22 protein-coding genes are annotated in these 22,455 nt (G+C 44.8%); 15 read left to right on the top strand and 7 right to left on the bottom strand.

Features of this window, described 5'->3' with window-relative positions; all coding sequences use genetic code 11:
• Positions 1–527 precede the first annotated feature (527 nt).
• Complete coding sequence (locus QUA33_RS03195) at positions 528–1,049, top strand: hypothetical protein (RefSeq protein WP_333094610.1); 522 nt, start codon at positions 528–530, stop codon at positions 1,047–1,049.
• A gap of 457 nt (positions 1,050–1,506) precedes the next feature.
• Entirely contained in the window at positions 1,507–3,222 is a 1,716-nt protein-coding gene (locus QUA33_RS03190) for an ATP-binding protein (protein WP_333146414.1), read from the top strand.
• 281 nt (positions 3,223–3,503) lie between these two features.
• Here the strand turns inward: QUA33_RS03190 and QUA33_RS03185 are convergent, their stop codons facing one another.
• Positions 3,504–4,196 (bottom strand): DUF2259 domain-containing protein, encoded by a 693-nt coding sequence (locus tag QUA33_RS03185; RefSeq protein ID WP_333146412.1) that lies wholly within the window; start codon positions 4,194–4,196, stop codon positions 3,504–3,506.
• A 249-nt stretch (positions 4,197–4,445) separates the two neighbouring features.
• Between QUA33_RS03185 and QUA33_RS03180 the strand changes: the two genes are divergently transcribed.
• Positions 4,446–4,601: a hypothetical protein gene (locus QUA33_RS03180; RefSeq protein WP_333146410.1), complete on the top strand. Its 156-nt coding sequence runs from the start codon at positions 4,446–4,448 to the stop codon at positions 4,599–4,601.
• Positions 4,602–4,606: 5 nt separating this feature from the next.
• Positions 4,607–7,222 (top strand): ATP-dependent chaperone ClpB, encoded by a 2,616-nt coding sequence (gene clpB, locus QUA33_RS03175; RefSeq protein WP_333146408.1) that lies wholly within the window; start codon positions 4,607–4,609, stop codon positions 7,220–7,222.
• Positions 7,223–7,339: 117 nt separating this feature from the next.
• On the opposite strand, the gene QUA33_RS03170 is transcribed toward clpB, so the two are convergent.
• Together QUA33_RS03170 and QUA33_RS03165 are read right to left on the bottom strand one after the other, a co-directional pair.
• Entirely contained in the window at positions 7,340–7,516 is a 177-nt protein-coding gene (locus QUA33_RS03170) for a ribbon-helix-helix domain-containing protein (protein WP_333146406.1), read from the bottom strand.
• 53 nt (positions 7,517–7,569) lie between these two features.
• Positions 7,570–7,746, bottom strand: coding sequence for a ribbon-helix-helix domain-containing protein (locus tag QUA33_RS03165; protein ID WP_333029546.1), 177 nt, complete (start codon positions 7,744–7,746; stop codon positions 7,570–7,572).
• Positions 7,747–7,936: 190 nt separating this feature from the next.
• Here QUA33_RS03165 and QUA33_RS03160 point away from each other — a divergent pair, with 190 nt between their 5' ends.
• The 3 genes from QUA33_RS03160 to QUA33_RS03150 all read left to right on the top strand — a co-directional run bounded on the left by QUA33_RS03160 (position 7,937) and on the right by QUA33_RS03150 (position 10,123).
• Positions 7,937–8,185: a hypothetical protein gene (locus QUA33_RS03160; protein WP_333146404.1), complete on the top strand. Its 249-nt coding sequence runs from the start codon at positions 7,937–7,939 to the stop codon at positions 8,183–8,185.
• Positions 8,186–8,345: 160 nt separating this feature from the next.
• Positions 8,346–9,428 (top strand): DUF262 domain-containing protein, encoded by a 1,083-nt coding sequence (locus tag QUA33_RS03155; protein WP_333146402.1) that lies wholly within the window; start codon positions 8,346–8,348, stop codon positions 9,426–9,428.
• A gap of 2 nt (positions 9,429–9,430) precedes the next feature.
• On the top strand, positions 9,431–10,123 hold the full coding sequence (locus tag QUA33_RS03150; RefSeq protein ID WP_333146400.1) for an MAE_28990/MAE_18760 family HEPN-like nuclease: 693 nt from the start codon (positions 9,431–9,433) through the stop codon (positions 10,121–10,123).
• A gap of 91 nt (positions 10,124–10,214) precedes the next feature.
• Here the strand turns inward: QUA33_RS03150 and QUA33_RS03145 are convergent, their stop codons facing one another.
• Together QUA33_RS03145 and QUA33_RS03140 are read right to left on the bottom strand one after the other, a co-directional pair.
• Entirely contained in the window at positions 10,215–10,877 is a 663-nt protein-coding gene (locus QUA33_RS03145) for a hypothetical protein (RefSeq protein ID WP_333146398.1), read from the bottom strand.
• A 231-nt stretch (positions 10,878–11,108) separates the two neighbouring features.
• Positions 11,109–12,134, bottom strand: coding sequence for a YihY/virulence factor BrkB family protein (locus QUA33_RS03140; protein ID WP_333146396.1), 1,026 nt, complete (start codon positions 12,132–12,134; stop codon positions 11,109–11,111).
• A 136-nt stretch (positions 12,135–12,270) separates the two neighbouring features.
• Between QUA33_RS03140 and QUA33_RS03135 the strand changes: the two genes are divergently transcribed.
• The 3 genes from QUA33_RS03135 to QUA33_RS03125 all read left to right on the top strand — a co-directional run bounded on the left by QUA33_RS03135 (position 12,271) and on the right by QUA33_RS03125 (position 14,369).
• Positions 12,271–12,903: a hypothetical protein gene (locus QUA33_RS03135; protein WP_333094628.1), complete on the top strand. Its 633-nt coding sequence runs from the start codon at positions 12,271–12,273 to the stop codon at positions 12,901–12,903.
• Positions 12,904–13,212: 309 nt separating this feature from the next.
• Positions 13,213–14,202: a mechanosensitive ion channel family protein gene (locus QUA33_RS03130; protein ID WP_333146394.1), complete on the top strand. Its 990-nt coding sequence runs from the start codon at positions 13,213–13,215 to the stop codon at positions 14,200–14,202.
• 14 nt (positions 14,203–14,216) lie between these two features.
• Positions 14,217–14,369 (top strand): hypothetical protein, encoded by a 153-nt coding sequence (locus tag QUA33_RS03125; protein ID WP_333146392.1) that lies wholly within the window; start codon positions 14,217–14,219, stop codon positions 14,367–14,369.
• Here the strand turns inward: QUA33_RS03125 and purU are convergent.
• Together purU and thrC are read right to left on the bottom strand one after the other, a co-directional pair.
• A complete protein-coding gene (purU, locus tag QUA33_RS03120; protein WP_333146390.1) occupies positions 14,339–15,193 on the bottom strand; it encodes a formyltetrahydrofolate deformylase in 855 nt (284 codons plus the stop codon). The genes QUA33_RS03125 and purU overlap by 31 nt on opposite strands.
• A 183-nt stretch (positions 15,194–15,376) precedes the next feature.
• A complete protein-coding gene (thrC, locus tag QUA33_RS03115; RefSeq protein WP_333182735.1) occupies positions 15,377–16,501 on the bottom strand; it encodes a threonine synthase in 1,125 nt (374 codons plus the stop codon).
• Between the two features lie 120 nt (positions 16,502–16,621).
• On the opposite strand from thrC, the gene QUA33_RS03110 reads away from it, so the two are divergent.
• The 5 genes from QUA33_RS03110 (at position 16,622) to QUA33_RS03090 (ending at position 22,355) form a co-directional block, all read left to right on the top strand.
• Entirely contained in the window at positions 16,622–16,903 is a 282-nt protein-coding gene (locus tag QUA33_RS03110) for a hypothetical protein (protein WP_333094632.1), read from the top strand.
• Positions 16,904–17,160: 257 nt separating this feature from the next.
• Positions 17,161–18,213, top strand: coding sequence for a fatty acid desaturase (locus QUA33_RS03105; RefSeq protein WP_333146388.1), 1,053 nt, complete (start codon positions 17,161–17,163; stop codon positions 18,211–18,213).
• A 175-nt stretch (positions 18,214–18,388) separates the two neighbouring features.
• Positions 18,389–19,891 carry an AAA family ATPase gene (locus tag QUA33_RS03100; RefSeq protein WP_333146386.1) on the top strand — a complete coding sequence of 501 codons (1,503 nt, stop codon included), beginning with the start codon at positions 18,389–18,391 and terminating at the stop codon, positions 19,889–19,891.
• Positions 19,891–20,820: a ParB N-terminal domain-containing protein gene (locus QUA33_RS03095; protein WP_333146383.1), complete on the top strand. Its 930-nt coding sequence runs from the start codon at positions 19,891–19,893 to the stop codon at positions 20,818–20,820. Before QUA33_RS03100 ends, QUA33_RS03095 begins: the two co-directional genes overlap by 1 nt.
• A 440-nt stretch (positions 20,821–21,260) precedes the next feature.
• Positions 21,261–22,355, top strand: a complete 1,095-nt coding sequence (locus QUA33_RS03090) for a Rho termination factor (modular protein) (RefSeq protein WP_333146382.1) — start codon at positions 21,261–21,263, stop codon at positions 22,353–22,355.
• Positions 22,356–22,455: the final 100 nt, after the last annotated feature.

Raw genomic sequence — 22,455 nt, 5'->3', positions numbered from 1 at the left:
AGAGAAATAAGTTTATTGGCTCGCGTTCTGGGACTACTTAGCTCAGATACTCCAACCAGCGGTTATTGAGCAGTTACTTGACTTTTAATAATTGGTATAAGATTTAGGATGGTAGCAAGACTTTTTTAAATTTGTATTATGTTGTTGACAGGGAATCTGGGAACCTGTATCAGAGATTTACAGTCTTGGACAGATTCAGGTCTTGTTAAACCCGGTCTCTACTATAAATCGTAGGTTGAGCTGCGAGGCATCCGCCCAGAAACCGGGTTTCTAGATACTGATGGCGATCGCCCTAATTTAGTACAATACAATCAGGACGGGGTTCTGCTCCTACCGTCTGCAATCTGTGGATTTTCGGCGATAGCTGACGCCAGATTAATCTAAAACCAGACATGAGTGCGATCGCACTTTTCTCCGACCTGTTTTTTCGGAAAAGTCAACAAATGTGATAGGCTCCAGATAAACTAATAGACTGCTGACAAAAGCGGTCTATTGCAATCACCCAAAATTAACTTTAAGGGACATCAATGAATTTCAAACATCTGGTTATTTCCGGCCTTGCGCTGATCCTCGGTACTGCAATTGTAGGAAATGCGATTGCTCAAGAACTGACGGAAAACCAAAAAACGGTTATTTGTCGCTTGAAAACAGAAGTTGACCAGCGGAAAGGTAACGGTCAAAAATTAGTATTTGTGCCGTTGCTGGGCCAAGTTCGCAAGCAAGTTTCATCTCCTTTTAGAGCGACGTTGCATCCTAATGTGGAGTATGTTTTTGTTGCCACTTGCGACGGAAATTGTCAGGATTTAAACTTATCTCTCAAGGATGCAAGCGGTCAGGAAATCGCTGTGAGTCAAAAAACAGGCGAACTGGCGTCAATCTCTTTTACTCCCCCATCCCAAGGCGAATATCAAATCACTGCTAAGCCTGGGGAATGCACGACGGCAGAGGGTTGCAGTTATGGCCTGGGAATCTTCGTTCCAGCAAGTGCAAACGTACCTAATGCTTCCAAAATTCCTGCTGAGATAGCACAATTTCGACTTTGCCAGTAGGAGAACAGCGATAGAGTTGTGGGTTGCGAGTAGAGTAGAGTTTTCAATCAGAAATCTAACTCATAACTTGCAACTTATAACTCGCGACTTATATCGCAACCATCAAAACGGTGAGGACGTTCTTAATTACTGAAACCATGCCTTTGACTGATTCTTCCTTCTTGCTTTTTTTTACTCTGAGCGACTTGCACTACCCTTTGACTTCGCTCAGGAACCGCGACTTGCCTGCTCGCATCGCTGAAGGGAAGAAAGCTGAATGCAGCCTAAGATCCTTCTTCCTTCTGCTATAATTTTTTACGCATAACTGCTGCAAACTGTCAAGCCGATCGAGCTGTGGAACCCTGCAAAGACCCTAGAACTACCGAAACCTAGTCCGAAGCCAGAACTTTATTTACCCTCCGGCAGGCATCAATTAGAATATAGATGGTGCCTCTCAAAGGTGACGAGTACATTGCCCATGTCTTTAACCTTAGCTTTGAAAAATCAACTGCATAACCGTCCTCAAATAGGGTTGAAAAGTCTGTTGGGCCGCTTGGGCATCAGGCAGAAAATCGGCTGCGGATACGCCTTGGTCATTGGTATTGCCGTTTTGGGTGCTGTGGCGGGACGGGGAGTAGAATCCTATCACAAACAGCAAGTTAGAGAAAAACTAGCGATCGACCGAGATAAAGCGGAAATCCTGACAAACCTCAATAACACGGTGCAGGAAGTCAGAATTCACCAGCAAGAGCTCGCGAGTCTGACGGCAAAACCGCAAATTTTCGATCGCGAACGCTCGGAATTCCTGACCCGCGTCGCCCAGATGAGCGGACAGCTCGAACAACTTCAAACCCAGTCGCCGACTTCAAATTCCGCAGTTGCCCAAGATTACCAACTGCTTCAAGAATTCAGTCAAGTCAACGGCAAAACAGTAGAAGCTTACTTCCAACAAGTACAGAATCTGTTGGGGAGTACAAAATTATCTGGTTTGAACCCGAAACAGCGACTAGGTTTTCAGCGGAACTTAAACAATTTTGTCACTAGCGAAACCGCTTTGAAACTCGAGCAGTTTTCCCTGGATTCAGCCCTACTGACCACCAACTTTCGCGATAAAGCAGATGAGGCATTTAGAACCTACGAGGAAGCAGAAAAACTTGGAACTCTGATTCTGGTTTGCTCTCTAGCAGTATCCGCCGGTATCGCAGCCCTACTTGCAGCATACACCAGCCGGGCGATCGCCCGCCCCTTAGAAGCCACCACCCTCATCGCCCAGCGAGTTACCGAAGAATCAAACTTTGATTTGCAAGTACCCGTCACTACTTCCGACGAAGTGGGAATGCTGGCAGTTTCGCTCAACGAACTCATTCAGCGCGTAGCAGAATATACAGAAGACTTGCACGAAGCAAAAGTAGCAGCCGAAGCTGCCAACCGCTCGAAAAGTGCATTTCTCGCCAACATGAGCCACGAACTCCGCACCCCCCTCAATGCCATCATCAACTACAGCGAAATGCTGCAAGAAGATGCTCAAGATTCCGGTTCCGAAGATTTTCTCCCCGACTTAGAAAAAATTCAAACCGCAGGCAAACACCTGCTGGATATGATTAGCGACATCCTCGATATTTCCAAAATAGAAGCCGGTCACGTCACCCTTTATTTGGAAAACTTCGACGTAGCAACGATGATTGAAGAAGTGATGACTACTGCTCAACCGCTAGTAGAAAAAAAAGGTAATGCTTTAGCACTGAAAACAAAAGGCGAACTCGGCACAATGTACGCCGACCAACCGAAAGTACGGCAAATTCTCCTCAATTTGCTCAGCAATGCTGCCAAATTTACCGAAAAAGGCGTCATTACTATCGGCGTCGAAAGAATGAAAATTGAAAAATCACGACCGACGAAACCAAATAAAAATAATGATTTTCAATCGGGTTCAAACTATACTTCTCAAGTTTTAATGTTTCGAGTCAGCGACACCGGCATCGGCATGACGGACGAGCAATTAGAGCAGATATTTAAACCTTTTACCCAAGCTGATGCCTCGACTACCCGCAAGTATGGAGGTACGGGTTTGGGATTGACAATTAGCCAGCGTTTGTGTCAAATTCTCGGCGGCGAAATTAGCGTCGAAAGCGAAGACGGTAAAGGTTCAACTTTTATTGTCAGTCTCCCGGAACGGGTGGTAATGCAGGCATGAAGTCAGGCAAGATATGGATTTTGACAGGGATACACGGATTAATGATTGAGCATTCGTCAATAGTCAGGAGGCAGATGTTCAAGGAAAAAGAAACAGGGAAGAAGGAAGAGGGAAATTTTAAAATGTATTGATACAGCAATTATCAAAATAAAGAATAATTAACAACCCGATCGGGACTAACGCATAGACTCTATCTGTAGGTGCACCGTGTGCACCTTACATATAGGGGTTCTGCGTTAGTTTTGATAATTCCCAGGTCAAAACCTGGGAATATAGCAATCTTAAAGAACAAAGCCTTGTACAAAAGTAGTTTTCAAGACTCCTTCAAAAGTGCGTTCTGTCTTGTCCACCAGCACAACTACATTGCGCCCGTTTGGAGACAAACGAACTTCTCGGATTGAATAAGAGAACACCCAATCTTGAAAATTGTTCAGCGTTCCGAGGACACGCTGCCGACCGTTATGATTAATTACAAGACGCATGGCCGCGCTTTCTCTGCCAGCCAAAGCATTTTTTTGCCGCTGTTCCAGGCGAATTTGTAAAGGCTTTGCTGTATTGACTTTGACGGCGACTGTCTCGCTTCCATTGGCTCCGGGAGTACGAGAAATAATGTTGAGTTTAGTTCCAGCTTGAGGAGGAGTTAACTTCAAAGTTTGCCTGTTATTCCAACTTTTTTGAAGCAAGTCATCTTCTGCCATTTTAGTGCTTTTATTCGAGTCTGGCTCGCCATATTTAGTTTGGATACACCCATTTTTGATGCAGGAATTTGCAGCAACTTGGACAATTTGCAATTTTGCTTTGGGAATTCCCGCTCCTGTATCTCTGGAACTTTCTAGATACAAGTAGTAATTGCTGTCGGCGGAAAAACCCGACATCCGGTGTGCGGCACGCCAGGTATTTGCCAAAGCTTCAGGGGCTACTGCGATCGCGGCACTTGCTATAATACCTAACGAAATTAAAGGTAAAATTTTCATAGCTATATTTTCCAGGTGTGAGAGTTATAGCGGCTGTTATTGATGAGTAAAACAATAACGCTTTGAGTTTAGCTATAGGACTGTGACGCTTCTCAAGTCCTCTCTCCTATTTACATGAGTGTTTCTCCATTTTCCGCAGCAGGAGACTGTTTAAGAATATGCCGTTTTTTCAAGTGGCACTAGAAAGCATTTTTAAGGTGAGAGTTGCTTTTATCGAAGAGTGCAACTTTTAGGGGCGACAGTTTGCTTTTGGCTGCCAGAAACTGCGACAAAGGACGGAAATACCTATCTACAGATAGGGGAACACCGATCCGATCGCCCTCCGTAACTCCCTACAATGACAATTGTACGGGCGATCGAGCAATTGCCTCTACAGCAGCCATCATTTTTAATGCAGGGAATTAAAATTTATGCAACCGAATAATCCAAACCAATTTACCGAAAAAGCCTGGGAAGCCCTCGCCCGCACCCCCGAAATCGTCAAAGCAGGTCAGCAGCAGCAGCTAGAAAGCGAACACTTGATGAAAGCTTTGCTGGAACAAGAATCAGGGCTTGCTAGCAGCTTATTTAACAAAGCTGGAGTTTCTGTAGCAAAATTGCGCGATCGCACTGATGAGTTTATCAGCCGCCAGCCCAAAATCACTGGAAGCGGCGGCAACGTTTATCTAGGTCGTTCTCTCGACACTTTGCTCGATCGCGCCGATACTTACCGAAAAGAGTACGGCGATGAATTTATTTCGATCGAGCATTTGATACTAGGTTACGTTAAGGACGATCGTTTCGGCAAAAATCTGCTGCAAGAATTTAAACTAGATGAAGCCAAGCTCAAAGATATCATTACCCAAGTTCGGGGGAAGAACAAAGTGACCGATCAAAATCCAGAAGGCAAATACGAAGCGCTGGAAAAATACGGCCGAGATTTGACAGAAGCCGCGCGTCAAGGCAAACTCGATCCGGTAATCGGACGGGATGACGAAATCCGCCGCACGATTCAAATTTTGAGCCGTCGCACCAAAAATAATCCGGTATTGATTGGGGAACCGGGAGTCGGCAAAACTGCGATCGCCGAAGGACTCGCCCAGCGAATTATCACCGGAGATGTGCCGCAATCTCTCAAAGACAGACAATTAATTAGCCTAGATATGGGCGCTTTAATTGCCGGGGCAAAATTCCGGGGAGAATTTGAAGAACGCTTGAAAGCGGTGCTCAAAGAAGTTACCGACAGCAACGGCAAAGTCATCTTATTTATCGATGAAATTCACACCGTTGTCGGTGCGGGTGCAACTCAAGGCTCGATGGATGCCGGCAACTTACTTAAACCCATGTTAGCTAGGGGAGAATTGCGCTGTATCGGCGCTACAACTCTCGACGAATACCGCAAGTATCTCGAAAAAGATGCGGCCCTAGAACGCCGTTTTCAACAAGTTTATGTTGACCAACCGACAGTTGAAGATACTGTCTCGATTTTGCGGGGCTTGAAAGAACGGTACGAAGTTCACCACGGTGTGAAAATTTCTGACAGCGCCCTAGTGGCGGCGGCTACTTTGTCTACTCGATATATTAGCGATCGCTTCCTTCCAGACAAAGCCATTGACTTAGTGGACGAAGCAGCGGCTAAACTCAAAATGGAGATTACCTCCAAGCCGGAAGAACTAGACGAAATTGACCGCAGGATTTTGCAGCTAGAAATGGAAAGACTGTCGCTGCAAAAAGAAAGTAACGCTGCTTCGATCGAACGCTTGGAAAGACTGGAAAAAGATTTAGCAAACCTCAAGGAACAGCAAAGCGCTTTGAATGCCCAGTGGCAATCGGAAAAAGGTGTCATCGGCAGCATTCAAAAGATTAAAGAACAGATTGATAAGGTGAATATTGAAATTCAGCAAGCTGAATTAAAATATGACCTGAACCGTGCTGCTGAGTTGAAATATAGCAAGTTAACCGAATTGCAAAAACAACTGCAAGAAGCTGAATCTCAACTGTCAGCAACTCAAACCACAGGTAAAACTTTGCTGCGGGAAGAAGTCACAGAAGGTGACATTGCCGAGATTATTTCCAAGTGGACGGGAATTCCGATCAGCAAGTTGGTTGAATCGGAAATGCAAAAACTTCTGCACTTGGAAGATGAACTGCACAAGCGGGTAATCGGACAGGATGAAGCGGTGACGGCGGTTGCAGATGCAATTCAGCGATCGCGCGCAGGTTTAGCCGACCCCAATCGTCCGGTTGCGAGTTTTATTTTCCTCGGCCCCACGGGTGTTGGTAAAACTGAGTTGGCGAAAGCATTAGCGGCTTATCTGTTCGACACGGAAGAAGCGATCGTGCGAATTGATATGTCGGAATACATGGAAAAACACGCGGTTTCGCGGTTAATTGGTGCGCCTCCGGGATACGTTGGCTACGATGAAGGCGGACAATTAACTGAGGCTGTGCGCCGCCGTCCTTACTCCGTGATTCTATTCGATGAAATCGAGAAAGCGCACCCGGATGTATTCAACATCATGCTGCAAATTCTGGATGACGGCCGCGTTACTGATGCTCAAGGTCACACGGTAGACTTTAAGAATTCTGTGATTATTATGACATCGAATGTCGGCTCTCAATACATCTTAGATGTGGCCGGAGATAACGAACAAATGCGGAGTCGGGTGATGGAAGCGATGCGGGGAACTTTCCGCCCGGAATTTTTGAACCGGATTGATGAGATGATTATCTTCCACGGTTTGAGTAAGACGGAACTGCGACAGATTGTGCTGTTGCAAGTGAAGCGGTTGGAAAAACGGTTAGCAGATCGCAAAATGTCTCTGAAATTGTCAGAATCTGCGATCGACTTCTTAGCAGAAATTGGTTACGATCCGGTTTACGGTGCGCGGCCATTGAAGCGGGGAATTCAACGCGAGTTGGAAACGCAAATGGCTAAGGGTATTTTGCGGGGAGATTTTGCTGACGGCGATACCATTTTTGTGGATATCGAGAATGAAAGGTTGGCGTTTAAGCGGCTGCCGGCACAGTTGGTGACTGCTAAATAATCTTAGTAGGGTGGGCTGCGGCCCACCTTATTTTTTTGAGGCGGTGGTTCTTTTTTTGACCGCAGATATAGGCGGATGGACGCGGATGGACGCGGATGGGATTGTGGGCGATCGTTCTTAAGGGCGATCGCTTTCTGATTTATCTTTTTTCTGTTGTTGGCGTTCTCGAACAGATTTCGTCAGCAGGTACGTTGCCAAACTGCTAACGGATCTGCTGTCGTCTTCTGCCCATTCTTCGAGAGCTTTTTGAATCTCTTCTGGCAAATATGCGGTAACTCGTCCCCGTGAAGCCATTCGTTGTACTGCAAAACATTTCAACACAGTCCATCTTACGCCGTGGCCATCGCTTAAGGGCGATCGCTTTCTGATTCTTCCTTTTTCTGCTCTTGGCGCTCTCTGACTGCTTTAGCTGCCACATGGGATAGCAGGTTTGCAAGGGTTCTATCTTCTTCTTCAGCCCATTCGGACAAGGCTTGATGAACGTCTTCTGGCAGGGTAACTGTGACTCGCATTCGTGAAGGCATGGGCTGGCATGGTTTTACTTCAATTGTCTTCAATTTTACACTCCAACACCATTTGATATATTTTTGTGTCATTTGATGTCAATAGCATCAAATTATGCTATTAGTGTATATAAGGCTCAGGCCTTAAAACGTCAGAAGCCAGCCCCTCACTGTCCAAGGTTCCGGGCTGGCTCTGGCTCCAAAAATATCAATGGAGACGAGTTCTATGTTGACATACAAAGACCGCTTGTGTTGTTGGGCGATCGCCCGTTTGTTACCTTCTCATCAATGGATGATTGTCGCCCGCTTCCGCAGTCGTTCAGATGCAGACGGGCATTTTCAGTTTCTGCGACAAACTATACCTCACGTTAAGTTTGAGGTTGTGTTCGATTTAAGCGGGGACAGCAACCGTTTATCGGCGTTGGGCCGCTGTGCCAATTCCCTCGCCAGCCGGTTATAAATTGTAATTTTCCGGCTGTTTTGAGTTGATTTAATTTGGGGGATCGCACTTTTTTTGATAAGTGCGATCGCTTTTACGAAGTAAGTCCCAAATTTTTATGGTAAAATCATAGTACCGATAAGTCTATTCACTCCGCAATTTCCGATTATTATTTAAGAATATGCGATCGAAACTAGAAACTACCGAGCAACACAAAAAGGTTGATGCTGCTGAAGCCGAAATCCGCGACAAGCAGCAGCTAGTTAATTACGATACCAAAGAGTATCCAGTCGAAATACTCGTTCAAAAATATATGGAAGGAAAGGATGAGGATACCAATGAGTTGTTCATCCCCGACTACCAACGTGAAATGGCTTGGGATGACGCAAGGCAGTCAAAGTTTATTGAGTCTATAATTTTGGGTCTGCCAATACCTTATATTTTTGTTGCTGACATCCATGAGGACGAAAACGATGAAGCCCGTTTAGAAATAATAGATGGTACACAACGCATTCGGACTCTAACTAGATTTATAAATAACGAATTAACCTTGACAGATTTAAAGAAAATACAGAGTTTAAATGGATTTAAGTTTGCTGATTTGCCCCTAGCCCGTCAGAGGCGCTTCAACCGCACTACACTTCGGATGATTCAACTAACTGAAAGTGCAAATGAGGAAGTGCGAAGAGATTTATTTGAACGCATTAATACAGGTAGCGTCGATCTAAACGAGATGGAAAAGCGCAGAGGTATACTGCCCGGCCAGTTTCTCGAACTGATTGAAGAACTATCGAAACATGACAAGTTCCGCAAATTATGCGCTTTTTCTGAGTCTGCTATTCGCAGCCGCGAACCGCAAGAATTTGTGTTGCGTTTTTTTGCATTTTTAAATAACTATGAGAAGTTTAATAGTAAGATAAACATATTCCTTGATGAGTATCTGAAGCAAGTAAATGCAGATCCGAAATTCGATCGCGAAAAAATGCGGGCCGAATTCGAGTCAATGCTAAATTTTGTAGAAAAATATTTTCCTCAAGGATTTCGCCAAGGTAAAAATGGCGCGAGAACAACAACTCGGATTAAATTCGAGTCTCTGGCTGTCGGTGTTGCTCTTGCTTTGAGAAAAAACAGCAATCTTGAGCCAAAGTCAACAGAATTACTCAATTCACAACAATTTAAGGATCTCACAAAATCTGATGCTAGCAGTTCTAAAAATAAAGTAGTTTCACGCATTGAGTATGTCCGCGATCGACTGCTAGGCTAAAGATGAATACTGTACTCTTAGATTTCAATACACGCGCTCAAGAGGTAGATGATTACTTCATCTTTTTACATGGCTTAATCAAACAAACCACTAAGTTAGCTGTCGCCGATAGTGCTGGACAATATCAAATACAAATTCTTAATCCTGAGTTGGCAAAAACTCTTAAAGCCAATGGCTTTTTGTTATTGTATAACTTAGTTGAATCCACTATGCGAAATGCCATTGAAGCCATATTTGATGAGTTTAAAAATCAAGCAATCTCCTTCGATCAACTCAAACCAGAAATCAAAATGATTGTTCTTCAAAATCTTAAAAACCGTTCTCCTAAGAAAATTCATTTACAAATTAACCAAATATCTATAGACATCATCACAGCTACATTTGAACGCGAAGAACTATTTTCCGGGAATGTGGATGCTAGGTTGATTAAAGAAATAGCCGAAAAATATGGCTTTTCATGTAAAACAGAACCTACTAAGACAAAAGACGGGCAAAATCTTTTAGTTATTAAACGCAACAGGAATGACTTAGCGCACGGAGTTAAGTCTTTTGAGGAAGTGGGGCGAGATCAGACTATTGAGGAACTTTTAGAGATTAAGGAGGAAGTCATAGAATACCTACGTCAAATACTGGAGAATATTAAAACTTATCTTGACAATCAAGAGTATTTGGACGTAACTACAGGTAATCCTTAATTTTAGGCTAAGAAACCGGGTTTCTCGGATGATTTAGGTTGGGTGGCGAGATATCTCGGAAGAAACCCGGTTTCTGGGAATTATCTGAAGGCTACTTCCGCACCATAACAGATCGAATCACAGCATTTGGCCGATACTTATTAGTCTGATAAAATCCCCCTTGACCAGCGCCATAAACTCCCGCAAATTGTTTCCCTTCAGCCTTGGGAACAAACATAATGTTTCTAGTAAGTTGCTTGGCAAATACAACCCCTTCTCTCATTTCATTATCTACGTTATAAGATAAAGTCGCCTTGCCGTAAATTGCCTCTGCTTGTTTCAGAGTCATTCCCGGCCCGACGCCCTGAACTGTTTTATAATTAGCATTTTCAGTCATCAAAAGTTCAATGATATCGGTATCTTTTAGCTTTGTACCCGCAGCGTAGATAATCCGATATTGCACTTTTCCCGACTGGCTGACAGCCACAGCATCAAAGTCTACCATAAAAGGAGACTGAACTTTAAACTGCGCTGTGGAACCGAGAGCCTTTTTCAATCCTCCAAAAGTCATCCCCACCTTCGCCGCTCCAATTGTGCGATCGGAAATTGTTAAACTGGCAGAAGGTGTTTTTTGAGCAGCATTTGCCGCTCCTCCCAGCACATTTGTAGCCCTAAGCGCAACAGTGGAACCGGGAGTGGAAATTAAGGTGAGGTAACTGCCGATCGCCAGCAAAGCAGCTATCATTGATCCAGACAAAACTTTAACATTCAACATGACTAATTCTCCTAGATTTCAAATGCGACTATCTACCCGCATCTTTTTGACTATCCTGGGCCTCACCCTCCTAGTTTGGATTCTCAGAGGTGTTGGCCTCTTGACATTTATTCCCGGTGGTGTCATTTGGATACTGATTTTTCTCTCTTTTGTTGCGGGCATCCTCAGCACTGTACTCCGTAGGTAAGCCAGCATCCGGCCAATAACAATTAACTATTCAAAATTAACAAATTATTTGAATTTTGATTGTTTTATAGCCTTTCCCACCGTCACATTCAACTGAGCGCCTATCAGCATTACCAAAGAAGAAATATCCAGCCACAGCAGCAACACAATAAAACTTCCGATTGTGCCGTAAGTCCAAGTGTAATTGCCCAAATGCAAAACATAAAACCGAAATAAAGCTGAAAATAGCGCCCACAAAATAGCAGCAAAAACAGCTCCTGATACAATAGGAATATCGGGTTGACGGCGGCTAGGCCCGTAGCGGTAAATAAATGCAAAAGCCAGCGATACAATTCCCAAAGAAATCGGCCACCTCCACAGCCGCCAAGCACCTAACAGTTGCGACTCTAAAGGGCAATTGCCGGCGAGGAGCAAGCAATTTTGGACATCTTTTAAATCGCAATTGGCGACGGACTCCAGCAGGCAACTCTGGCGGGCAATAGCTTGTACAATTAAGTCGCTGACAAATACTACTCCCGATGCTAGAATTAACAGCACAATTGTACCGATACTGAGCGCCAGAGAAATAAGTTTGGCTTTCCAAAATGGTCTAGTTCGATCGCTGGGGGTTTCATGGATGCGATCTAGTGCAGCCATCGCCGCGCTCATTACTCCAGAAAATGCCCAAATCGCCCCAAGAAAGCTTACCGAAAACAGCCCTTTACTCCGAGTTAACATAATTTCTTTGATTAAGCCACCAATCAAATTCCGCACGTCATCGGGTATAACTTCGCCCAAAAGACGGGCGATTTGATAAAGTGTTGACTGCAAAGGTTCAAATAGAGCGATCGCAGATAAAATAGCCAACAGCCCCGGAAACAGCGCCAGCATAGAATTGTAGGCCATTTCCGCAGACAGCCCCGGCAAGCGCTGTTCTCCCGCCTTCGCCCCGACTTCCTTGAGCGTGCCCCAAGTCAAACACCGACAAAACAGCCAAAAACCCCCAAATTTCCGTTTGAGAGCTCGAAGCAAGCTTAAAAGCGCCTTAAACAAAGCTAAAATCAGGTAGCGCAACCAGTAATAAATGTTCATAGCGCACAGGAGAAGGGGAACTCGAAAATGGAAAATGGATGCAGGACGATCGCGCAACTGGAAATAAGGAGCGTTACTTAATTAAGCCATTGCTAATCTAAAATTTAAAATCTAAAATCTAAAATCTAAAATCAATATGGCTCAGGATGTCAGACAGTGGTTAGATGAAATCAAGCGGCTGCAACAGCAGTTAACAGAAGTTTCGCGCGATCGCGATGAGGCCGGTGAAAGTGCCGCTCAGTGGCGCCAACTCTACAATACCGAAGCCGAGCAGCGGCGGAATGATGCTAAATTAACTCAGCAAATCATCGCTTCTCTGGAAGCACAAATAGAGCAGTTACAAAATTTTTCCCCCCTTGTGCCCGAAGGCGATGATGCTGGAGTTGCTCGCCAGCAGGAAATCGCACAACTGCAAACAGTAGGCGAACTTAAAGCTAAGTTAGCAGAAGTTCTCGAAGAGCGCGATCGGGCGATCGAACAAGTTAAACAACTCACTCAAGCCCTGAAACAAGAAGAAGCCCGTCATGCCGAAACTAGCAAAAATTTAACTAGCGCCCTCGGAGATGCCGTTGACTTGCTCGCGAAAGCCCAAAATCCCGCTCCTGCAAAAACCGAGACAGTATATTCTTTGGAGATAGTACCTACTCGCACTGCAAATCCTGGCGAAACTGCCCTGGAAATCCGCCAAACTTCCGCCCCAGGCAAAAATCCCGCCCAGCTTCCACCTTCTAAAAATCAGTTACTCGACTTACCGCCCTTTGGGAATTAGGAGTTAAAAATTCAGGAATTGTCGGCATGGCGAGTCCCCTTAGCAGGTGGGATTTAGTCAGCGATGCGTTGTTTTTGCTGTTCCTGCTATTAGAGGGCATTAATTCATCCGCTTCTTTATTATTCCCCATCTACAGATGGTTTACTAATCGATGTAACTGTACTATATCCCAACCTATAATCCGCATTCAAAATTTTGAAAACTGCCAAAAAATCTGCCTCGCGTCGTACCAACCTACAGTCTTTAGATAGAACTTAATCGAGCTAAATTTTACTACTATCGACAACGACTGATGCGCGAGGAAACTTCATGAAGGCAGAGATATCCATAGTCTGGAAAAAGATTCAGAGCATGATCGACAGCTTTACGATCATGCTGCCTAATATTGTGCTGGCCTTAATTGTCTTTGCAATTTTTTACTTTGTGGGGAGGCAAATTAAGAGAGTGGTCAGGCGACTTACCCGCCACCACCACCAAGCTCGAAATTTGGGGCTGGTGTTAGGACGGTTAGCCCAGAGTGCGATCGTTCTAGTTGGTCTATTTATTTCTCTTTCGATTGTAATTCCTACATTAAAAGCTGGCGATTTGGTGCAACTGCTGGGAATTAGCGGGGTGGCGATTGGTTTTGCATTTCGCGAGATATTGCAAAACTTCTTAGCCGGTATCCTAATTCTGTTGACGGAACCGTTCCGAATCGATGACCAAATTGTCTTTAAAAACTTTGAGGGCACGGTAGAAAATATTGAGACTCGCGCTACAACAATCCAAACTTATGATGGTCGGCGGATTGTCATTCCAAATGCCGAATTGTTTACGAATTCGGTGACAGTGAATACTGCTTTCGATAAACGCCGCATGGAATACGATATTAGTATTGGTTACGGCGACGATATTGACCACGCCAAGCAGTTAATCATGGAAGCACTGTACAGCCTGAAGGAGGTTTTGAAAGATCCTGCACCCGATGTACTGGCGATGGATCTAGCAGAAAGTACGGTCAATCTCCGCGTTCGGTGGTGGATTGCTCCGCCGCGCCGAATTGACGATCTGCGATCGCGCGACAAGGTAGTTTGTGCTATTAAAAAAAAGCTATATGTGGAAAACGGCCTCGATTTGCCTTATCCAACCCGGAACATCTTGTTGCACGATCAAACCGAAGAAACCGATGGCCATCGCTCCCAGCAGCGTGAAGGATGGCCCGCAGACAAACGTAAAGTTCCGAAACCTCGTCGTATTAGTGGCTCTGTGCGAAAAGTGGGCCAAGGGCGATCGCAACTTGACGACAACGGACAATCTTAACCGCTTCAAAATTCATGCAAAATATCAAGCTGAGCAAACTTTGGGATTCGCTGCACTTGGCTCGTGTAACCGGAATTGATATCACTCGCCGAGCGATCGAAGGAGTAACAAACCCGATGGATATCATGCCTAATTTTCAAGCAAAAACCACAGTCCGATTGCCGTAAACTAAAACACGATTTTGTAAATGATATCGCACCGCCCTTGCTAACACAACTCTTTCTAAATCTTTACCTTTGCGAACCAAATCCGACACCTCATCGCGGTGACTCACGCGCACAACATCTTGTTCAATAATCGGGCCCGCATCTAAATCTGGTGTAACATAGTGGGCTGTTGCACCGATAATTTTAACCCCTCTTTCATAAGCTCTCTCGTAGGGATTTGCACCCACAAACGCGGGCAAAAATGAATGGTGAATATTAATCACATTGGGAAATTTTCTGATAAAGTCTTGACTCAAGATTTGCATATATTTAGCCAAAACTACTAAATCAATATTATATTTTTTAAGAAGTTCTAACTGTTGTGCTTCTTGAATAGCTTTATTGTCCTTAGTAATGGGAATATACTCAAAGTCGATACCGTATTGTGCGGCAATGGGCTTTAAATTTTCATGGTTGCTGATTATCAGGGGAATTTCACCTCTGATTTCTTGAGATTTTTGTCGCCAAATCAAGTCTAATAAACAATGATCTTGACGGCTTACCCAGATTGCGATGCGTCGAATTTTATGCGAGAAATGCAGTTGCCAATTGGCTTGTAAGTCCTTGGCAATTTCACTAAAAGCAGGTGTTATTTGTTCGGTGGTTAAGTCAAAATCATCTAATTGCCATTCTAGCCGGCTCAGAAATAATCCGGCGGTAAAATCTGTATGGTGATCCGCGTGAATAATATTGCCGTTGTGGGAGGCTATAAAATTTGCCAGTAAGGCGACGAGCCCTTTGCGATCGGGACAGGCAATTAACAGGGTTGCAGTAGGGCTAGTCATAATATAATGAAAAAATTGTCTCGCTGAGTCGATCGAGAAAAAAGCGATCTCACAGGGGTTTATTGATACGCTTAGGGGCGGGCAAGATGCCCACCCCACAAGAGATTTTAACTAAGAGTGGAACAGGCGTCTTGCCTGTTTCGATCTTCCTTCTTCCTTCTTCCCTGTTCCCTCTTCCTTCTGCTAAAATCCCATCGCCCCAGCTACTGCATCCAAAGTCGGAGCAATGCCACTTTTAAATTGATTGTTGCTGTGATTAATTGCGGTATCCGGGTCTTTCAAACCGTTACCAGTCAGCACGCAAACCACCGTCGCCCCAGTCGGAACTTGGTCTTTTACCTTCAGCAAGCCGGCCACAGAAGCTGCACTCGCCGGTTCGCAGAAAATTCCTTCCTGTGATGCTAACAAACGGTAAGCGTCGAGAATTTCGGCGTCGGTGACTGCCGCAAAACTGCCGCGGCTGGCTTCGGAAGCTGCGATCGCCTGTTTCCAGCTAGCGGGGTTGCCGATCCGAATCGCCGTCGCCAGGGTTTCTGGGTGCGATACCGGTGAGCCCGTTACCAACGGTGCAGCCCCGGCAGCTTGAAATCCCATCATCTGCGGCAAGCGCGAACATTTTTTGGCTTGGTGGTATTGACAAAAACCCATCCAGTATGCTGTGATGTTTCCCGCATTTCCGACGGGAATGCACAGCCAGTCGGGGGCGTCGCCCAAGGCGTCAACGACTTCAAAAGCTCCGGTTTTCTGACCTTCCAAGCGGTAAGGATTCACCGAATTTACCAAAGTCACGGGGTAGTTAACAGCCATTTCGCGGACAATTTCTAGGGCTCGATCGAAATTTCCCCCAATCGAAATCACTTCCGCACCGTACAGCAAAGCTTGCGCCAGCTTGCCCAAAGCCACGTAACCTTCGGGAATTAACACGAAAGCTCGCATCCCCCCGCGTCGGGCGTAGGCGGCGGCGGCGGCCGAAGTATTGCCGGTACTGGCGCAAATTACTGCCTCCGCACCAGCTTCCTTCGCCTTGGAAATCGCCATTGTCATCCCCCGGTCTTTGAAACTACCAGTGGGGTTGAGGCCGTCGTATTTGACCAGGACGCGCACGTCTCGACCGATGATAGAGGCGATCGCAGGTGCTGGAATCAGGGGAGTATTGCCTTCTTGGAGGGTCACTACCGGCGTGGTTTCCGTCACCGGCAGGTAGGGGCGATAAGCTTCGATCAAGCCGGGCCAGCCGTAGCGTTTCGGCTCGGCGGCGCGGGCAGCAGAGTTAGCAGCAGAGTCAGTAGCAGGTAGAATCAGGGTCACGGTGTCAATGGTTTTAGGCAATGGCCGAAGAATTTACACTAATTTTAGCTCGATCGGTTAATTTGATGTTTAATACGATCGGTTCAGGTTAAAGTAACTTAATGGTGTGAATGTGTAGATATGTCTACCCAATTACTAATGTCAAATAATTCATCGACTCTTTCCCGGCCTCAAGTCACCGCGAGCAATCCCGAAATGGCTAGTTCTTCTACGCTATCGACCAGTTTAGCCCGCAAAGTAAATTCGGTGAAGTGCCCCTACCAAGCCGATCAGCAAGTTAAATTCCTGCACTTGCAAGCGGAAATCGAATCCTTGCTGCTGGAAGTGCAAAGCCTCAAACAGCAACGCTCGATCGCTGGCTTGCCGGCTCTCGACCCCATTTCTGGCAGCAACAGCAATTAGCAGACAACAGTCGCTAATGCTAATTGTCCTGCCCCTGTGTTATAAAAACAAAGGTTTTGCTACCCGCAGTGTTTTTTGCCGAAAGTGCTAGAAATTCCTAACTGCGGATAGCGATCGCTAGCTTTTGCTAAAACGCGCTTGCCTACAGCTCAACTCGTCTGCTGCTTGCTGGCAACGAGCTGACATTTTATGGCGCTTTTTTATTGCGCTAATTTGTTAAGCCATCCTCATGGCATACGGAGAATCGAAATCAGTTTATGACAGCATCGATCGAAAAACCACTAAATTTGACATCCGCAAGTGACACTTCCAACCTGCGCCTCAAAGATATTCTCAAAACCCTGCCGCGGGAAGTATTCGTCAAAAATCCCCGCAAAGCTTGGACAAAAGTAATCGTCAACGTTCTTTTAGTTGCTGTCGGTTACTGGGGCATAGCAGTATCGCCTTGGTTTCTACTACCCCTAATGTGGATTTTCACAGGCACCGGATTAACCGGTTTTTTTGTGATCGGACACGACTGCGGACACCGGTCATTTGCTAACCGCCGCTGGGTAAACGATTTAGTCGGACATCTCGCATTCTTGCCGTTAATTTATCCGTTTCACGCATGGCGGCACGGACACAATTATCACCACAAACACACCAACAAACTTGGTGAGGATAATGCTTGGCACCCGATGACAGCAGCAGACTACGCTGGCGCGCCCAAGGCTTTACAAGTAGCTTATAGTTTAATATTCGGTTGGATGTGGTGGATCGGCTCGATCGCCCACTGGGCAAAAGTACACTTTATGTGGTGGCGGTTCACAGGAAAACAGAAACAAGAACAAGTGCGGTTTTCTGTCTTAGTGGTTTTAATCGGTGCTGCGATCGGATTCCCGATTTTAATTGCAACCACAGGCATTTGGGGATTTGTCAAATTTTGGTTGATGCCCTGGCTGGTTTACCATTTCTGGATGAGCACTTTTACGATCGTCCACCACACAGCACCAGACATTTCATTTAAAGAACCCGAAGAATGGAACGAAGCCCAAGCGCAACTATCGGGAACAGTTCACTGCGATTATCCCCGCTGGGTAGAGTTTCTGTGCCACGACATTAACGTGCACGTTCCCCACCACCTTTCAACTGCTATTCCCTGGTACAATTTGCGCCTCGCCCACAGCAGCTTAAAGGAAAATTGGCAAGATCATCTGTACGAAACAGAATTTTCTTGGTCTTTAATGAAGCGGATTGCCGACAACTGTCACCTATACGATCCGGCTGGCGGCTATCAGACATTGCAGGAATTTAACGCTCAAACAAAGTAGTTTTGAAGCGTGATTAATCCCAAAAAAACCCGGTTTGTCAAACACAACCGGGTTTTTCGATATTACAATCCGTAGCTTTTGTAAGAAGCGGAATGCGCGCCATCCTGTCTATATCACAATCCTTACCATGATTAAATCAGTCATTCCCAATCTAAAATCTAAAATCTAAAATCGAATGACTTTCAATCCCAATAACTGTCGAAACGAAAGCGAAGTAGAAAGCAAACTCATTGTCAGCTATCTGCTACCAAAGTTAGGCTATACCCCCGACACTTGGCACCAAGAAATCGCATTTGGGAATATTCGTCTAGACTTCCTCTCCTTTGCAACCCAAGTTATCCCCATAGTTGTCGATGCAGACTCGCCGATGAGTGTAGTTATGGAGGCTAAACATCCGAAGGAAAATTTAGACCGCCACCTGCGAAAACTCAATCGCTATTTAACAAGTTTGAGCATACGCTACGGCCTCATAACTAACGGTAAAGAAATTAGAATTTATGCAAGAAGCGCCGATAAGGTTGAGCTAGTCTTTAAGTGTGCTGGACAAGACGTGGAAACTAGAATTGAGGAAATTATAGCTTTAATTGGCAGAAATAGTTTAAAACCTATAAAAACTCCCGATAATCTCGAACTGGAAAATAATATAATTAATTTATTTAGTCCTGAGTTAATTAGCGAAGTCCCAGTACAACCAGACAATTGGGCCACCGCAGAACCTGAGCCAAGTCAAATCTCAGAACCGGAACAAATACCTGAAAATAATGTCGTTAATATTCAATCTAAATCACATTTAACCGTTCCCCAAAAAAGGCAAAATACTATGAAAATCATTGCAGTTTACCATAACAAAGGTGGCGTTGGCAAAACTACAACAGTAGTCAATTTAGCCGCCGCGCTGAGCAAGAAAGGTAACAGAGTATTAGTCATCGACTTAGACAGTCAGGCTAATACAACCTTTGCGACTGGTTTAGTAAAATTTGAGGATGAAGAACAAGATGATTTGAAAGATTGCAACATTCTTCACGTTTTGCAGTCAGAAGATGGTTACTCCATAGGCGAAGTAGCACGCAAGTCAAGTTTTTGCCATCCAGAAATTGATGTGGTTCCTTCCCACATCAATTTGATGCACGAAGAAACCGAATTTAATCAACTAGATTACAGCCGAATGATTTTAATTCAAAAACTAGCCGTAGTACAGGATAAATATGATATTGTACTGATCGATACGCCGCCATCTTTGAATTTTTATGCTAGAGTTGCCCTGATTACGGCGGATTATTTAATTATTCCTTCTGATTTAAAACCTTTTGCTAATCAAGGATTGGTTAACGTCAAGGATTTCATCAAAAAAGTTAACGGATTTAGGAAAATAATCGGCAAACAGCCGATCGCAATTTTAGGCGTTCTGCCTTGCAAAATTTCAACTAATACTAAATTTGTACAGTATAGTTTGCCCAAGCGGAGGGAGACAATTCCCAAACGGTACGGCCTTGAAATTATGGACAGCGTAATTTACGAAAGAGATGATTTGGCAAAGTGTGCAGAACAATTTCAAATCGTGGGAAATATGGAAATCGCCGATCCGATTTCAGTGCTGGACTTTAAGCCTGATTCTATCGCATCCCAAGAATTTGAAATGCTAGCAATCGAAGTTTTAGAAAAAATAGGTAAAAACTAATGAAAAAATTATTTCCCTCACTGGTTGCAGTGAAAAGAATTACATCCGCAGTGCCACGTTCCAATTTTGCAGAGCCTGAGTTGGATAAATTAGCTAGACTGATTTTACAGTCAGGAGGATTGATTAATCCGATAATTGTCCGCCGAAACGGTATGGATGCTTACGAAATAGTAGACGGAGACTTTGAATACTATGCGGCGGTGAGAGCAAAGGAAATAGAAAATCTCAAGGGCGAGACAATCGGAGCATTCATCCTGGAAGAAGAAAATGAAGAACTTCTCCTCAAACAACTTGAAATTCTCAGAAAAACCGCAAGCACTGAGAATTTAGTTGAACTCCCAGAAACCGGGTTTTTGTACGAAAATACTTCGTCGCCGCCCGCAGATTCAATAACCAACCCTGTTTCTGTAGTCGAAGTCCCTAATTTAGGTGAAAATGAAACTCCCGAAGATTCATCTAGTTTAGAACAGCGACTAACAAATATTGAAGCTCAGTTTGCAAGTCAAATTAATGAATTAAAAGCCGAGTACGCCCGTGAACAAAAAGTTTTAGCCCAGAGTATACAAGAAGTTGAAAACCGAATCTTACAACAAGTACCTCTGTTAGTTGAAGCTGAGTTAGCAAACAGAATTAATGATTTGAAATCAGAGTCGCCACCCGAAAAACAAGTTGTGGTAGAGAGGATACCAGAAGTTGAAAACGTAGTTTCCGAATCAATGTCGGCGTTGGAAGCACTCAATACCCTAGATGAATTTAAAATGTTGGCGAATTTTCAAGATGCGGGCTTGAAGTCTCCAGTAATCAAAAGAATAATCAAAGAACGAGAGGTGCAGCCGTTTGTGTCATTTACAAGTGCGGTCAAACGTATTGATGGGTTAACCGACAAAACAATGATTAAAATAATTGACAAGTGGCAAAAACACTCATAACTCGCAACTCCTGCCGCAACTCGCAACGCCAGCCCGATCGCCCTGACGCCAAAAAAAGTAAAGATGAGTAAAGCAGTGTATCCTTGGTGTCCCACAGCCAGTTAAACTCATCACAGTCACTTTTTTTAGGAATTGCAGTAACTTTTGCCGTAGCTTGCGGGGCGGGACGCCATCGCCCGGGCTGTCACCGCACAGCCAGCCGCACAGGTACAGCAGCAACGCCATATCTCCCCCAGATAACCGAGTTCGATCGCAGACTTGGAAGACTCAGCCCAAGAAACCCTTTAACTTACCACGGTCTGGGTAAGGTGTTTGTCTCGCACCTTACAATTTGAGTTCTTGGGTTAGTCCTGCATCCCTTAAAACGCCGGCTGTAAAGTGCAAACATACATAAATACCTACACATCAGATTTTCATGACAAAAGGGGACTTGTAACAAGATGGATCGATCGTCCGATCAAAACCAAATAGTTGAATATTTGCGGATTAAGCCAATTAGTCACACTCACATTTACACTTCCCAAATTGCCATACCAGAGCCTCATCGGGGCGAAATTCCTCGCGAACGCCGCGAAGCTCTCAGGAGAAGTCTGATCGAGCAAGGCAGCAACTTAATTCCTTTAATTGTACGTCGCACTGAAGCTTACAGCAACGAAGAAGAATATGAAGTTGTCTGCGGCTCAGATTGGTGTATTGTTGCTAAAGAACTCGGCATCGAGCAAATGTGGGCGTGGGTATTTGAAATGACCGACGATGAGGTAGCTGTTGCTCAAGCAGAAATGGAACATTTAGCTCCGCAACCGACTCATAAAACTGCACAAATTGAGACTCTACTGCAACAATTTGAGCTATCATTTCAAAAAAAGGTAGAGAGTCTAACAAAACAAATAGAACAATCTGTTAAAAAAAATGAAGAGCTACTAAAAAAGCAAGTAAAAGCTCTCACTGAGCAGAACTTTGAGCGTAACCAAATAGAACAGATCAAGAATTTGCTCGAACAAGTTGAAAAAACATTTCATGAAAAGGTAGATAAATTGGCTAAAAAAATTGAACAATCGAGCAGCAAACGTCCGCCGACATCTGCTGTTATTTCTGAGGTAAATCTTGAAGCCGCTTTGAGACAGTTGGATGAACTGGAAAAATTGCTGTCAAGAAAACTAGAACGCACAATCCAAATAATTAATCAGTTTGTTTCCGACGCCATTGAAGACGTAGAAAATGACCTGAAAAATCAAATTGAAACGCTGCGCCGCCAACTCGGAGGCGCAGCGACGCACTCAGAAATACAGCCCGAGGCACAACCTAAAACGCCGTCAAAAACGCAGCCTAAGAAGCAGTCGAAAGCACAGCAAAAACCTCAGTTACCGCAGTTGCAGTTAGAGTTGCCGTTTCCGTCCCCGTCCCCAGAGGAAGACTACGAAAGTCTTTCGCTGAGACGGTTGAAGGCGATCGGCAAAGACCGGAAAGTGCGGGGCTACGCGCGCATGAAACGACCGGAAATTCTGGCGGCTCTCAGGGAAGTTGACGGCCAATAAAGCGGTAATTGCTAATAGTTAAAGACTAATTGTTCGGTGTTCGATCGCGTGTTTCGGCAAAAAGCGCGATCGGGCTTTCAGAATAGTGCTCGGCAGAGAT

The sequence above is a fragment of the Microcoleus sp. Pol14D4 genome (assembly GCF_036701245.1).
Classification (GTDB): domain Bacteria; phylum Cyanobacteriota; class Cyanobacteriia; order Cyanobacteriales; family Microcoleaceae; genus Microcoleus.
This window is presented reverse-complemented; position numbering and strand designations above follow the sequence as displayed.

Coding starts and splice junctions, on each gene's coding strand:
- QUA33_RS03165 (WP_333029546.1), bottom strand. CDS start 7,746: ATGCCTTCACGAATGCGAGTCACAGTTACCCTGCCAGAAGACGTTCAT.
- QUA33_RS03105 (WP_333146388.1), top strand. CDS start 17,161: ATGACAGCATCGATCGAAAAACCACTAAATTTGACATCCGCAAGTGAC.
- QUA33_RS03185 (WP_333146412.1), bottom strand. CDS start 4,196: ATGAAAATTTTACCTTTAATTTCGTTAGGTATTATAGCAAGTGCCGCG.
- QUA33_RS03190 (WP_333146414.1), top strand. CDS start 1,507: ATGTCTTTAACCTTAGCTTTGAAAAATCAACTGCATAACCGTCCTCAA.
- QUA33_RS03155 (WP_333146402.1), top strand. CDS start 8,346: ATGCGATCGAAACTAGAAACTACCGAGCAACACAAAAAGGTTGATGCT.
- purU (WP_333146390.1), bottom strand. CDS start 15,193: ATGACTAGCCCTACTGCAACCCTGTTAATTGCCTGTCCCGATCGCAAA.
- QUA33_RS03135 (WP_333094628.1), top strand. CDS start 12,271: ATGGCTCAGGATGTCAGACAGTGGTTAGATGAAATCAAGCGGCTGCAA.
- QUA33_RS03150 (WP_333146400.1), top strand. CDS start 9,431: ATGAATACTGTACTCTTAGATTTCAATACACGCGCTCAAGAGGTAGAT.
- QUA33_RS03195 (WP_333094610.1), top strand. CDS start 528: ATGAATTTCAAACATCTGGTTATTTCCGGCCTTGCGCTGATCCTCGGT.
- QUA33_RS03110 (WP_333094632.1), top strand. CDS start 16,622: ATGTCTACCCAATTACTAATGTCAAATAATTCATCGACTCTTTCCCGG.
- QUA33_RS03145 (WP_333146398.1), bottom strand. CDS start 10,877: ATGTTGAATGTTAAAGTTTTGTCTGGATCAATGATAGCTGCTTTGCTG.
- QUA33_RS03090 (WP_333146382.1), top strand. CDS start 21,261: ATGGATCGATCGTCCGATCAAAACCAAATAGTTGAATATTTGCGGATT.
- QUA33_RS03095 (WP_333146383.1), top strand. CDS start 19,891: ATGAAAAAATTATTTCCCTCACTGGTTGCAGTGAAAAGAATTACATCC.
- QUA33_RS03170 (WP_333146406.1), bottom strand. CDS start 7,516: ATGGCTTCACGGGGACGAGTTACCGCATATTTGCCAGAAGAGATTCAA.
- clpB (WP_333146408.1), top strand. CDS start 4,607: ATGCAACCGAATAATCCAAACCAATTTACCGAAAAAGCCTGGGAAGCC.
- QUA33_RS03100 (WP_333146386.1), top strand. CDS start 18,389: ATGACTTTCAATCCCAATAACTGTCGAAACGAAAGCGAAGTAGAAAGC.
- QUA33_RS03160 (WP_333146404.1), top strand. CDS start 7,937: ATGGAGACGAGTTCTATGTTGACATACAAAGACCGCTTGTGTTGTTGG.
- QUA33_RS03130 (WP_333146394.1), top strand. CDS start 13,213: ATGAAGGCAGAGATATCCATAGTCTGGAAAAAGATTCAGAGCATGATC.
- QUA33_RS03140 (WP_333146396.1), bottom strand. CDS start 12,134: ATGAACATTTATTACTGGTTGCGCTACCTGATTTTAGCTTTGTTTAAG.
- QUA33_RS03125 (WP_333146392.1), top strand. CDS start 14,217: ATGCAAAATATCAAGCTGAGCAAACTTTGGGATTCGCTGCACTTGGCT.